Source organism: Nonomuraea sp. B12E4 (assembly GCF_039871825.1).
GTDB lineage: Bacteria > Actinomycetota > Actinomycetes > Streptosporangiales > Streptosporangiaceae > Nonomuraea.
In genome coordinates, this window is record NZ_JBDPME010000023.1 from 40,047 (window position 1) to 52,571 (window position 12,525).

Sequence of the window (12,525 nt, forward strand, 5' to 3'; positions counted from 1 at the left end):
CCACTCCCCTCAGTACTCGGACAATTACCAAAAGTGACCTTAGGGTGTTGTCAGTGGGCCAGGAGCCCCTCAGCGAGGGAGAGGATCAGCATGGCGCGGGAACCGAGAATAGACGTCGAGATCGCGGCCAAGGACGCGGCGTCCGGCCTGAAACCGGACCTGGCACAGCGGGTCGCCGACGCGCTCGGGCGGCAGGGGGTGTGGTTCGCCGCTCCGCCCGTCCGCGAGGGTCAGGCGCCCAGGCCCGACCACGTCTGGGAGCTGGTCGGGGACCGCCCGCACCTGGGATACACGGCCACCGGCCGGGCCAACGTCTACCTGGCCGAGGGCCACGCGGCGCTGACCAGGCCGCTGATCTTCGCCGACGGCTTCAACTACGGGCCGAGCGACCTGGACGGGCTGTGGCGGCACATCAACGCGCCCTACGACAAGGACAAGCCCGGCTTCTTCGACCAACTGCGCTCGATGGGCATCGACGTCGTGCTGCTGGGCTTCGACCAGCGACAGACCTACATCCAGGCCAACGCGGCCGTGGCGGTGAGCTGCGTCCAGCGCGTCATCGCGGAGCGGCAGAGCGACAACCCGCTGGTCGTCGGCGGCGTCAGCATGGGCGGCATGATCACCCGCTACGCGCTGGCCCGCATGGAGAGCGACCGTATCGACCACCAGACCGACAAATACTTCTCTCTCGACACTCCGCACCTGGGCGCCTGGATCCCGCTGGTCCTACAGCAGCTCGCCTACCTGCACGAGTCGCTCCAGCAGCGCTCCGACGGGCCGGGACAGGCCGAGCTGATCCGCAGCCCGGCCGCGCAGCAGCTCCTGTGGGCCTGGGTGGAGAACGAGCACTACTCGGGTCCGGTGACCACGGCCAGCACGCTGCGTGCGGACTTCCTGGACGACCTGCGCGGGGTCGGCTGGTTCCCGATGCGCCCGTACAAGCTGGGCCTGGCCAACGGCACCGGCAACGGCACGGGGCTCGACCTGCCGCCCGGCGCGCCGGTCTTCGACCTCGAGGTCGACCCGTTCCAGCTCGTCGCCCGCATCCAGCCGGACCTGGGCGAGCTGCAGAACGTCGGCAGCATCCGCTTCGGCGCGCCCGTGTGGTCGAGCGCCACCTCTCACGTGCCCGCGTTCGACGGCGCGCCCGGTGGCACGCTGGACTCGTGGGGCCGGATCGCCGACGCGATGGGCCTGCCCATCGAGGACCGGTTCCGCAGCAGCTCCTTCGTGCCCGCGGTCAGCGCCATCGCGCTGGCCAGGGACCCGTTCCAGTGGCAGTCGGAGCTCTATCTCGACCTGCGGGACCTGCCGAAGGACGAGACGTTCCTGGACGCGTTCTGCTGTGACGGGCGCAACTCCGCGCATGGCACCGTCACCAAGGCTCTGGCCGGATGGTTCCTGGAGCAGCTCGCCGGGTGGTGACGCCGCCCGCCGACCGACGATCAGGTGCCGGCCCGCGCGTGCGAGCCGGCACCTGGCATGTCAGCGCTCGTCCCGGTAGAGGCACAGGAGCTGGTCGCGGGTGGCGTTCTTGTCACGGAAGGCGATGACGGCGGGGCTCTCGCCGCTGTAGTGGTCGGGCAGCCGCTCGTCGGCGCTCCACTTCGTGCCGTCGAAGCTGGTCCACCACAGGCTCCGGTCGAGGGCGCCGCGGTGCACGCAGTAGAGCCGGTCCTTGTAGACGGCCAGCGCCGGGCCCTCCGAGGAGAAGTGCTTGGGGAGCTGCCGGCCGGGGGTCCACTCGGAGCCGTCCCAGCGGGTCCACCACAGGCAGGTGTCCTCGCCGTCGCCGCGGTAGACGCAGTAGAGGTGCCCCCCGTACGTCGCCAGCGCCGGGCTGGAGCGGCTGGCGTGGTCCGGGAACCGCTGGTCGGGGCTCCAGGCCGTGCCGTCCCAGCGGGTCCACCACAGCCATGAGTCGGCGTGGCCGCGGTGCACGCAGTAGAGCCGCCCGTCATAGGCGGCCAGAGCCGGCGCCGCGCCGCTGGAGTGCCGGGGCAGGCGGGCGTCCGGGGTCCACTTCACGCCGTTCCAGCGGGTCCACCACAGCGAGCCGTCGTCGCCGGTGCCGGCGTGCACGCAGTAGAGATGCCCGTCGTACGCGGCCACCGCCGGACCGTGGGAGCCGAAGTGCCTGGGAAGCTTGCGCTCCCCGCTCCACCCCTCGTCGGCGTCGTAGACGGTCCACCACAGGCCGATGTCGTCGTCGCTGCCGCGGTGGGCGAGGTAGAGCCGGTCCCGGTATTCCGCGACGGCCGGGCTCGACACGTTGATGTGGTCGACGAACCGCTGGTCCGCGCTCCACCCCTCGCCAGGTTCGTAGACCGACCAGTGCAGCTGGGATTCGGCCTGGGGCGCGCCGGCCTCGCGGGCCGGGACGAGCATCGCGGGCGCGACCCAGGGCGAGACCAGCTTGACGCCGTACGGCTTGGCGATCGAGGCGATCCAGCCGGCCTTGGCCCGCACCGACCCCTCGACGATCGGGCCGAGCCAGGTGCCCAGCACGGCGCCGGCGGTCTCCCCGATGAGCTGGGCGAGCTTGCCGGCCCCCAGGGCCGCGGCCTCGTTCAGGTGGATCTCGAACCCCCACCACCTGGCGACCGGCCACGCCTCGGCCTGGTGCTCGTGCAACTCCTTCTGGAGCCGGCGTACGCGGTCCAGGCCCCGGGAGTCGAGCTCGGCGATCTGACGCTCGCTCTCCCGTCTGGCCACCAGCCACTCCGACTCGGCGGCCGCACGGGTCGCGAGGTCGTCGGCGCCCTCCAGCAGCTCGGTCTCGACGGCGGCGTCGACCGCGGCGCTGGCCGCCGGGTCGTCCTGGGCGTGCAGCAGCACGTCCTCGTCGGCCAGCGTGGTCTCCGTATTGTCGGTCCGGGTCTCGTCAGTCATTTCCAGCCCCCCTGGAGTGCCGCACGATCCCGCCCAGGGCAGGACCGTACGATGCGGACACGTACGAACCTGGCCATAGTAACCTTGAGTAGTTGACCGGCTACTTCTGGGTCATCGCTTCCTGGCGGCACCCGCCATCAGGTAGGCGGGCAGGCCCTGATCGCCGATCAGGCCGGGCACGTCCGGCCGCCACTCGGACACGTGTACGAGCCCGGGCTGGACCAGCTCGAAGTCGCCGAAGAACGCGCTGATCTCCGCCATGGTCCGGCCCGTCGCCCCGCCGGTGGAGGAGCCGCGGTAGACGTCACGCACCTTCTCCTCCGCCTGCTCCTCGCCGATGCCCTCGACGGCGTGGGTGAGCACGAGATAGCTGCCGGGCGCCACGGCGTCGCGCAGCACCTTGACCATGCCGGCCGGGTCGTCGGCGTCCTGGACGAAGTGCAGGATCGACACCAGCAGCACGGCGACGGGCTCGTCCAGGTCGAGGAAGTCCGTGACCTCGGGTGTGGTCAGGAGCTCGGCCGGCCGCAGCAGGTCGGCCAGCACGAAGACGACCTTCCCCTCCTCCTCCAGCAGCGCGCGGGCGTGGGAGGCGACGACCGGATCGTGGTCGACGTAGACCACCTTGGCGTCGGGGGCCACGTCCCGGACGACCTCGTGCACGTTGCCCCCGGTGGGCAGGCCGCTGCCCAGGTCGAGGAACTGCCGCACGCCCGCCGCCGCCAACTGGCGCACGGCGCGCTGCAGGAAGGCACGATTGGCCCTGGCCAGCGGCACGGCCGCGGGAATGTGTGCGGCGATCTGGTCGACCGCCGCCCGGTCCACGGCGAGATTGTCCTTCCCGCCGAGCATGTAGTCGTACATCCGAGCGAGATTTGGCGTACTGGGGTCGAAGGCCACAGGGCGATCGTAGGGCTGTCGGGTTTTCCGATCTCTAGTTACCGTGCGATTTATGGATTCATTTGACAATTACCCGTTCATGTCCGGACCGCGGGGCGTGCCCGCCGGTACGTACGACACCCGCCGCGACCGGGAGCCGCTCGGAAAGGTACGCCTGCCCAGCGGCGACACGGCCTACCTGACCACGACGTACGAGGACGCGATCACCGTGCTGAGCGACCCGCGTTTCAGCCGCGAACTGGGTTATCCGGACGCGCCGCGGATGTTCGGGGGATTCACCGTCGCCGAGGCCCCGGGAATTCTCACCAGCATGGATCCGCCGGAGCACACTCGGTTACGCCGGCTGCTTTCCGGGGTCTTCATGCCACGGCAGGTCAACGGCTGGCGGCCCCGGTTGCGCGCGCTCACCGGTGAACTGATCGACGCGCTTCCCGAGGAATTCGATTTTCTGCACGATTTCGCCTTTCCGCTGCCGGTGCAGGTGGTCTGCGACATCATGGGCGTGCCCGGGATCGATGCCGCCCGCGTACGGGTCTGGTCGGATGCCATGTTGTCCACCTCCGGCCTGTCGGAGGAGGCGAAGCTGGCCGCGGCCATGGAGTTCCACGCGTACATGGCGGAGGTGGTCGCGGCGCACCGGGCCGATCCCGGCGACGGGCTGCTGGCCTCGATGATCCACGCCCGTGACGGCGAGGACCGGCTGACCGAGCAGGAGCTCGTCAGCAACGCGCTCGGCCTGTTCCTGGCCGGGCACGAGACGACCGGCTCGGTGCTGGCCCGCTCGATCGTCCGGCTGCTCGACCCGCGTGACGCCTACGACCGGCTGGCCACCAAGCCGGATCTGGTGCCGGGCACCGTGGAGGAGCTGCTCCGGCTGGAGCAGCCGGGGGACAGCCCGCTGATCCGGGTGGCCACCGAGGACGTCGAGCTGCCCTCGGGCACGGTACGCAAGGGCGAAGGCGTGATCGCCTCCTTCGCCGGGGCCAACTTCGACCCGTCGGTCTTCCCGGACCCCCACGCGGTTGACCTGAGCCGGGAGGCGACGCACCTGGCGTTCGGCCGGGGCCCGCACTACTGCCTGGGCGCGAACCTGGCCAGGATGGAGCTGCAGGAGATCCTCGGCGTGCTGGTGCGCCGTCTCCCCGGCCTGGAGCTCGCGCGGCCGGCCGAGGAGGTGGAGTGGACGGTGGGCAGCATCATGGTCCGCCCGGTCCGGGTGCCCGTCCGCAAGCGGGGGCGGTGGCACTCATGAGCCGTCGCGCCTCCTGCGGGCGGCCTGGGCACCGGTCAGCCCGGCCGCGAACCGGTCCAGAACGCGGGCCCGCTACCAAGCCACCTCCAGGGAGCTCAGGCCGTACAGGACGCTGAACGAGCGGAACCGCGGCTCGCCGGACACCCGCAACCCGGGGAAGCGCCGCAGCAGCGCGGGGAAGGCGATGCGCAGCTCCATGCGGGCCAGCGGGGCGCCCAGGCAGTGGTGTACGCCGTGGCCGAAGGCGACATGGCCGGGCGCGCCGCGTTCGAGGTCGAGGGTGTCCGCGTCGGCCATGAAGCCCGGGTCGCGGTTGGCGGCGGGCAGGGTGCAGATCACCAGCTCCCCCGCCTCGATGACCTGGCCGCCGATCTCCACCTCGGCGGTCGTGATCTTCGTGGTGCCGGAGTTCACGATGCTGAGCCAGCGCAGCAGCTCCTCGACGGCGGCGTCGACGCGCTCGGGTTCGTTCCTGAGCAGTTCGAGCTGGCCGGGGTGGCGGAGGAGGGCGAGCGTGCCCAGGGAGAGCATGTTCGAGGTGGTCTCGTGCCCGGCGAACAGCAGCAGGCCGCCGATGCCGACCAGCTCGTCGGTGGTCAGGTCGCCGCCGTGCTCGCGTACGAGCATGCCGAGCAGCTCCTCGCCCGGGTCCGCCTGGATGCGGGCGACCAGCTCCTCCATGTACGCGCGCTGCTCGAACTGGGCCTTCAGCCGCTCCTCGCCGGGCACCGTCATGTCCAGCATCCGGTTGGTACGGAGCTGGAAACCGTCCCGATCCTCGTACGGGACGCCGAGCAGCTCGCAGATGACCAGCGACGGCACCGGCAGCGCGAACGACGGCACCAGGTCGGCGGGCGATCCCGCGGCCTCCATGGCGTCCAGGTGGTCCTCGACGATGCGCTCGACCCGCGGCTCCAGCCTGCGCATCCGCCGGAGGGTGAACTCGGCGGCCAGCATCTTGCGCAGCCGTGTGTGCTCGGGCGGGTCGAGGCCGAGCAGGTTGCCCGCGCGTGCCTTGGCGAGCTGCTCCTCGGTCATCTTCGGCGTCCCGGGAAGCCGGGCGATGCCCTGCGGCGCCACCTGGAACCGCTCCGCGTCGCCCAGCACCTCGCGCACGTCCGCATAGCGGGTCACGAGCCAGGCGGGGTCGCCGTGTGCCGTGGTGACCCGTTTGACCCGTTCCTCGTCCCGTGCCGCCGCCAGCTCGGGCGCCGGGTCGAAGCCCACCCGCCGCATGTGCAGCGGCATCGTCGTGGACTCGCTCATGCCACTCCCCTGGAATGATCGCCGTTGTGGAGTAAAACCGTAACAATCACGGACCTCCACCCTTTGGCGGGGTGATTCCACGCCGTTGGACCGGATCATAGAGGGCGGGACGCGGATGGTGCCGCGGATCTCCACGGCCGCGGTGCCGCCGTGGCGGGAGCCCCATGCTCCTCAAGCGTATTGAAGGTCCGCGGTGGCGATCTTCCCGTCGGATACGGTGAAGTCGTAATGGGCGCGCCACCCGGACGAACCGGCGGGGGCCCAGTGAACCAGCAGCCGCTGGCCGTCGGCCCGCCGCCGGTCGGCCGACAGGACCCGCAGCGTGCCGCCGATGACCTCGCCATCGGCCCAGGTACGGATGGCATCGTGACCGGTGATGGTCCGCTGTACGTCGATGATCTCGCCGTTCTCGGCGAACGAGTTCACCAGAGCGTCAAGATCCTTCCTGTTCACGGCATCCACGTAGGCCCGCGCCTCGGCTATGACGTCGGCCGCTCTACCGGATTCGGCCGCTCCAGCGGACTCGACGGGGCCCGGCGGCGGGTCACCGGCGCAGCCCGCGGTCGCCAGTGCGAGGGTCAGGGCAGCGACGACAGCCCGTAGCACGTCTCGTCCGCGGTTGCGGTGACGTCGAGAAGCCGGGCCGCTGACCGGTCGATGCCCGCCGCTCTCGGGTCGCCGGTGAAATACGTGACCTGCGGCCGCCATGGATGGACGACGGCGGGTGCGAAGTGCACTCATGCTCGAAAGGATCTCCGGCATGCCTCATGGTCGTCCAATGCGCGTTGGCATAACCAATGGCTATGGGCACCTCGCCGTTCCCGCCGTCCCGCGACAACCCGCCCATGCCGACCAGGTAACCGATCACGGCAACGGACACCAGCACGACGAACGCCGCAACAACCCCCGACAAGCTCCAACCTCCGGATTTGGACATTCGGAGCGTATCGGCGTCCACGCAACCGCCGGAGACCGGCTACCTGGGTCTTTCGGGCCTGACCGAAACACCTTTCTTGAGCGATCGCACTTCGCCGACCATGGACGCGTCAGCAGTTCGTACGCGATGGAGACGGAATGCCCGGCAGGAAGCAGCACGAGGCGGTCAGCGCCACTCCCGGCTCGCCGCCCGCGTCCGCGACCCGCAGCCGCCTTGTGTCGCACGTGACGCTCGCGGGGGCGGCATGCCTGATGTTCCTGGCCGGGTGTACGGCGGAGCGTGAGCCGCCGCTGGACACGAGCTTCCGCCTCACCGGGCGGCCCCTGGTTCTCCCCCTCGACTCCTACCAGGCCTCCCCAGCGGATCAGGCCCTCGTCGAGCAGGCCCATGCCGAGCTTTTTCGCAGGTGCATGGCGGGAATGGGCTTCGCGGTGCCCTCGCGGAGCTCCGTCGGGCCGGTCGCCTTCGATCCCCACCGCGAGCGTTACCTGCTCGCCGACGAGCAGGCCGCGCGAACCCGCGGCTATCACCCGCCGGCGGCACTGCGGACCGCGGCAGGGCGAGGCGTCAGCGACGCACAGACCACCAGCCCGGGCTACGCCGCCGCGGCCAACGGCACAGGACGCGCCGGCGGCGGCCGTGACGCCGCCGTCCCTCCGGGTGGGTGCGCGGGAGACGCTTACGCCAAGCTCACTCCTTCGAGCGTCACCGAGGCCATGGAACGGGTCGCCGCGCTGAGGGACTGGAGCTGGGACCGCTCGCAGCACGACAGCCGGGTGGTCGCCGCCTTCACGGCATGGTCGTCCTGCATGGCCGCACTGGGGTACGACTATCCAACGCCGAGAGCGGCCAACAACGACGTCGCGTTCAAAACCGGTGAGCCGACCCCCCGCGAGATCGCCACCGCCGTCGCCGACGTCCGATGCAAGCGGCGGACGAAGGTCGTCGAGACCTGGGCGGCCGTCGAAGCGGCGTACCAGAACCAGGCGATCGCCGAGCATCGCGCGGACCTGCAGAAAACGAAGAACGTGGTCGCGGCCCAGGTGGCCGCCGCCCGAATGGTCGTGCGGGGGAGATGACGCCACCCCTGTCCACCGCTGTTCCGGATCGGGGTCTTCCCGCTCCGGCCCTCACAAACGGAAGGCATCCATCACATGAACCGTGTCCTGCGCTCTGTCGCCGCCCTGGCCGTGCTCAGCGCCGCCGCCACGCTCACGACCACCACGTCGGCCTCGGCGGCGGCCTGCACCGACACTATCTGCGTATATGAGGGCGCGTGGGGAGCCGGTACGGTCGCCGGCTTCACCACCGCCGACAACAACTTCTCGAACAACAGATTTCTCGACGGAAGCGCCGTCAACGACCGCATCTCGTCCATCAGCATGACCGGCGGCGGTCAGGCGCTGTTCTACACCGACTCCTTCTGGCGCGGCAACGCGGCCCGGATCAACGGCAACGGCCGCGTGCAGAGTGCCGCCTGGGACAACGCGTTCAGCTCCTTCCGGTTCGTCGCCTTCGGGGACTAGGGCTAACGGTTGCCGGTCGCGGACGAGCGACCGCGACCGGCTCCGGACGTCCTTCTCCCGCACCCGTCGAGGCGGAAGGGGATCGCTCCGGGTGGCCTCCCGTCTGGGTGCTGGAGGTGAGGCGGTCGGCCCGGTGGTGCCACCGCCTGGCTCCGCTCATGAATAACGGGAAACCACTCGTACACGCTCAAGCTCGTGCCTACTCTGGTCTCCACAATCGGTCGTGGAGGAACGCGTTCCCATGGGCAGAGCTCGCCGGAACAAGCGCACGTCGGCCGGCCGCGACGCCGTGACCCCGCAACAGGCGGGCGCCGAAACGTCCGATCCCGCCCGGCCGAAAGGGCTGCTGGCGTGGCTGGCGGGGATCGCCGGCGCCGTGATTCTGGCCGCGTTCGGCACCATGTTCACTGAGTGGTACAACGCGGACGGCTCCGACACGCTCGAGCGGGTACGCGACGCCCCCCCGATCACCGTCGGCCACGTGGCCGTCGATTACTCCGAGCGCGATACGGTCCTGCGCGAACCGGTGACCGACCCCGGGGACCGGGCGGTCATGCTGGCCGCCAATGCGGGCAAGCGGCGTGACGCGGTGCTGGCGCGCCACCGGATGTCCCTGATCGACAGCATGGATGTCACCGTCGCGCTGACCGGGAGCCGCAGCAGCCTGCGCATCGTGGACATCGAGCCGCGGGTCCTCGGCCGCGGGCCGGTGTCGGAGGGCGCCCGCCTGATCGCCATCACCGGCGGCGGCGAGGTGGACACCGTTGAGATGGCCGCCGACCTCGACCGCCCCGCGCCCCGGTTCACGACCGACGGGGACACCGCGTACTTCCGGAAGAAGCAGATCGACCTGAAACGGGACGAGCGGATCACGCTCAGCCTGAGCTTCACCGGCAAGAAGGCATACTACGAATTCGACCTCCTGGTCACGGTGCTCGCGGACGACCGTACTGAAGAGGTCGTGATCAAAGGGCCGGACGGAGGGCCGTTCCGGTTGACCGGCGAGGCCGCCCGTTACCGGGCCTACTACCGGGAGACGCCGCAGGGAGGATGGCGGCCGGTCTCCTGCAAGGGACGCCAGAGGTGCTGATCACCCGTTGGCTCCGAGCCCTGACAACGCTCTCGGTGGCTGCCGCGGTCACGGTCGCCGACGACCCGCGGCCTTCGCTGGAACTCATCGGGTGGAAGGCGGCGTGGTCGGTCCCCGCCGGGGATACGGCCTCGCTCTCCTCCCTGTCCGGCGAGGACCTGATCACGGCGACGCCGGAGGGGACCGTGATCGTACGCGATCACCGCACCGGCACGATCCGGCGCACCTTCCCCACCGCCGCCACGTCCCCCGTCCGTGTCTCGGCCACGGCCGGGATCCTCTTCGTCACAGAGTCGGTGAAGGGAGCGAGCACCTGGGTCGTGCACGCATACGACCTCGCCTCCGGCAACCCGTTGTGGCGGCATGCGGTGCCCGCGTCGGAGGGCGGCGGTCTCCCGCAGATCGAGGTGATCGAGCGCGGCGTCGTCCTCTACCAGCGGAGATCCGGGCTGCTCTCGCTCGACGCGCGAACAGGTGGCGTCCAGGCGCGTGCCGCCGACCTGCCGGGCTGCGACGTGGTGATCAGCGGCACATCCCGGTCTGTGATGCTCCTGACCCGCTGTGAGCACGGCCGCATGCGGCTCGCCTCCTTGGATGCGCGCACGCTGCGGAGTAACTGGACACGCCCGATCACCACCCAGCACACCACGGCGGACGACGGCGTGCGGTTCGGGTACGGGCAGGCGCCGGAGGGCTTCGTCATCGCGGAGGTGTACGACGAGCGGTTCCTCTTCACCGAGGACGGCACACCGCTGCCCATCTCTCGCCTGCCCGCCGGTGACGGCCGCTGGAGCCCGCCGCTGGAGGTCGGCGATCACCCCGACGCCGAGGACCCCTCCGGGTTCGACTGGAACAACGCGTGGCCGCTGCCCGGTTACCTCATCACGCGTGATCAAAACACCGGGCGCCTCGGCGCGTTCCCCCTCGACAGGCCGCTCACCCACGTCACCAATCTCGTGGGGGCGACCTCGCACCTGGCCTTCCTCCACAGTGACGCCCAGGTCACCGCGTTCCGTCCGGTCTACGGACGTCCCACCGGCCCCGCAGCGCTCGGTGGCGTCCCGCCGGGCGATTGGCCGGACGCGTGCTCGCTGCTCACCCCGCGCGACGTCGGCCCCGGCGACCGCGTCGTTCCCGGGAACAGGTCCCTGGGCGACCTCACGCTGCCCCGGCCCGTGACCTGCGACTGGGTGCCGCCCGAGGACGACGGCGGCGATGTCGTCTCACTCTCCGTGAGTTGGGTGTCCCCGGACGCCGGCGCCCTCTTCGCTGCCGCGGTCGGGCAGACCAAGCCTCACGAGAGCTTCGACTACGACCCCACGATCGAGGGCGACGGCATCTTCTCCTACACGGCCCACGGCCCCGGCGGGACCTTCGGGGCGACGCTCGTCAATGTGGGGCCGGTCATCGTCCGGCTGACGTCGCCGTCCCGGCTGCTCCAGCGCCTGACCGCGGTCCGGGTGCGTGACAACCTGATGGCCCGCTACCGGCCGGGGGAGCACGTCCGTCCTCCGGAGCGGACGGGCGGCTGGACCCACCTCGCCGACGGGAGCGCCAGTGCCGACCCGGTGGTGGACGGCGGTGTCGTGTACGCCGGCGCCGACGACGGGCTGTACGCTCTGGACGCCGTCGACGGCCGAGCACGATGGAGATCCTGGCCCGCCAATCCCATGCTGGTGGACGGCATGCTCTACGGCGCGAGGAGCGACGGAGTGGCGGCCATCGACGCCGCCACCGGCCGGATGTGGTGGAACCGCGACTTCGACGCCGGAGACATCGTCATCAAGGACGGCGGCGTATACGCGGGCGTCGGCTTCACCCACGTCATCGCGCTGGACGCCGCCACCGGCAAGCGGCAATGGCGCTTCCGCGTCCCCGGCCACTTGGGCAACGTGGTCGTGGCCGCCGGCACCGTCTACGTGAGCAGCCAGGAAGGTCATGTGGGCAACGAGCAAGGCCTGCTGTCCGCCCTCGACGCCAGGACAGGTGCCCTCCGCTGGCGCTCTCGTCTGGGCGCCGCCAACTTCACCCCGGCCGGTTACCTCACCGCGACCGGCGAGGCCGTCTTCGCGGTCACCGGCACGAAGGTGTCCGCGCTCGACCCCGCCACCGGGAAGGCGCGATGGCGCGCCCGCTTCGGCCACATCATCCGGTACGACCCCATCGTGATCGCTGACACCGTCTACCTCAGCGACCTCGCCGGGCGCACGTACGCGTTGAACACCGCCTCCGGAAAGAAGCGATGGCGGCTCACCACCGCAGGCGACAGCGGCCTCTGGAGCGTCGCCGAGTCACGAGGGAAGGTCTACGTCGGCGGCCGTGACCTGCACGCCCTCGACCCCGAAACCGGGCAAGAAAGGTGGAGCAGGCCGCTCACCGCCAAGGTGTCGGTCCACGAAGACACCGTCTTCGCCCAGGATGAGAGCGGCACGCTGCACGCGCTGGACGCTGCCACCGGCGCGTCCCGCTGGCGCTTCCAGACCGGTAGCAGGTTCCAGTCCCAGCCGGTCGTGGCCGGCGGCCTTGTCTACGTCGGCAGCTCGAACGGCAATCTGTACGCGCTGCGCGCCACGGACGGGCTCCCCGGGCCGAACCCGGCGGAGCTTGACCGACGCACCCGGTGACTACGGTTCGTTCGGCGCGAATCGCCGGTGAGCTACGT

11 protein-coding genes are annotated in these 12,525 nt (G+C 70.6%); 6 read left to right on the forward strand and 5 right to left on the reverse strand.

Annotated elements, in window-relative coordinates:
- Window positions 1-90 precede the first annotated feature (90 nt).
- The gene (locus ABGB18_RS36630; RefSeq protein WP_347700251.1) at window positions 91-1,425 is read left to right on the forward strand and encodes a hypothetical protein; all 1,335 of its coding nucleotides are present in this window, start codon (window positions 91-93) and stop codon (window positions 1,423-1,425) included.
- A 60-nt stretch (window positions 1,426-1,485) separates the two neighbouring features.
- Here the strand turns inward: ABGB18_RS36630 and ABGB18_RS36635 are convergent, their stop codons facing one another.
- Together ABGB18_RS36635 and ABGB18_RS36640 are read right to left on the reverse strand one after the other, a co-directional pair.
- Complete coding sequence (locus ABGB18_RS36635; protein ID WP_347700252.1) at window positions 1,486-2,892, reverse strand: hypothetical protein; 1,407 nt, start codon at window positions 2,890-2,892, stop codon at window positions 1,486-1,488.
- 111 nt (window positions 2,893-3,003) lie between these two features.
- A complete protein-coding gene (locus ABGB18_RS36640; RefSeq protein WP_347700253.1) occupies window positions 3,004-3,792 on the reverse strand; it encodes an SAM-dependent methyltransferase in 789 nt (262 codons plus the stop codon).
- Window positions 3,793-3,844: 52 nt separating this feature from the next.
- On the opposite strand from ABGB18_RS36640, the gene ABGB18_RS36645 reads away from it, so the two are divergent.
- Window positions 3,845-5,044 carry a cytochrome P450 gene (locus ABGB18_RS36645; protein ID WP_347700254.1) on the forward strand — a complete coding sequence of 400 codons (1,200 nt, stop codon included), beginning with the start codon at window positions 3,845-3,847 and terminating at the stop codon, window positions 5,042-5,044.
- A gap of 72 nt (window positions 5,045-5,116) precedes the next feature.
- On the opposite strand, the gene ABGB18_RS36650 is transcribed toward ABGB18_RS36645, so the two are convergent.
- From ABGB18_RS36650 to ABGB18_RS36660, 3 genes are all read right to left on the reverse strand, one after another.
- A complete protein-coding gene (locus ABGB18_RS36650) occupies window positions 5,117-6,310 on the reverse strand; it encodes a cytochrome P450 (RefSeq protein WP_347700255.1) in 1,194 nt (397 codons plus the stop codon).
- 171 nt (window positions 6,311-6,481) lie between these two features.
- Window positions 6,482-6,916: a nuclear transport factor 2 family protein gene (locus tag ABGB18_RS36655; RefSeq protein ID WP_347700256.1), complete on the reverse strand. Its 435-nt coding sequence runs from the start codon at window positions 6,914-6,916 to the stop codon at window positions 6,482-6,484.
- Complete coding sequence (locus tag ABGB18_RS36660; RefSeq protein ID WP_347700257.1) at window positions 6,889-7,047, reverse strand: hypothetical protein; 159 nt, start codon at window positions 7,045-7,047, stop codon at window positions 6,889-6,891. The genes ABGB18_RS36655 and ABGB18_RS36660 overlap by 28 nt, the downstream gene beginning before the upstream one ends.
- Before the next feature lie 337 nt (window positions 7,048-7,384).
- Between ABGB18_RS36660 and ABGB18_RS36665 the strand changes: the two genes are divergently transcribed.
- From ABGB18_RS36665 to ABGB18_RS36680, 4 genes are all read left to right on the forward strand, one after another.
- Window positions 7,385-8,326 carry a hypothetical protein gene (locus ABGB18_RS36665; protein ID WP_347700258.1) on the forward strand — a complete coding sequence of 314 codons (942 nt, stop codon included), beginning with the start codon at window positions 7,385-7,387 and terminating at the stop codon, window positions 8,324-8,326.
- Between the two features lie 75 nt (window positions 8,327-8,401).
- Window positions 8,402-8,773 (forward strand): peptidase inhibitor family I36 protein, encoded by a 372-nt coding sequence (locus ABGB18_RS36670; protein WP_347700259.1) that lies wholly within the window; start codon window positions 8,402-8,404, stop codon window positions 8,771-8,773.
- Window positions 8,774-9,014: 241 nt separating this feature from the next.
- The gene (locus ABGB18_RS36675) at window positions 9,015-9,863 is read left to right on the forward strand and encodes a hypothetical protein (protein ID WP_347700260.1); all 849 of its coding nucleotides are present in this window, start codon (window positions 9,015-9,017) and stop codon (window positions 9,861-9,863) included.
- A gap of 35 nt (window positions 9,864-9,898) precedes the next feature.
- Window positions 9,899-12,487: a PQQ-binding-like beta-propeller repeat protein gene (locus ABGB18_RS36680; protein WP_347700261.1), complete on the forward strand. Its 2,589-nt coding sequence runs from the start codon at window positions 9,899-9,901 to the stop codon at window positions 12,485-12,487.
- Window positions 12,488-12,525 lie beyond the last annotated feature (38 nt).

What these genes read in the sequence shown, in the direction of transcription:
- ABGB18_RS36630 (WP_347700251.1), top strand. Translation starts at nt 91, where the DNA reads ATGGCGCGGGAACCGAGAATAGACGTCGAGATCGCGGCCAAGGACGCG.
- ABGB18_RS36635 (WP_347700252.1), bottom strand. Translation starts at nt 2,892, where the DNA reads ATGACTGACGAGACCCGGACCGACAATACGGAGACCACGCTGGCCGAC.
- ABGB18_RS36645 (WP_347700254.1), top strand. Translation starts at nt 3,845, where the DNA reads ATGGATTCATTTGACAATTACCCGTTCATGTCCGGACCGCGGGGCGTG.
- ABGB18_RS36650 (WP_347700255.1), bottom strand. Translation starts at nt 6,310, where the DNA reads ATGAGCGAGTCCACGACGATGCCGCTGCACATGCGGCGGGTGGGCTTC.
- ABGB18_RS36665 (WP_347700258.1), top strand. Translation starts at nt 7,385, where the DNA reads ATGCCCGGCAGGAAGCAGCACGAGGCGGTCAGCGCCACTCCCGGCTCG.
- ABGB18_RS36670 (WP_347700259.1), top strand. Translation starts at nt 8,402, where the DNA reads ATGAACCGTGTCCTGCGCTCTGTCGCCGCCCTGGCCGTGCTCAGCGCC.
- ABGB18_RS36675 (WP_347700260.1), top strand. Translation starts at nt 9,015, where the DNA reads ATGGGCAGAGCTCGCCGGAACAAGCGCACGTCGGCCGGCCGCGACGCC.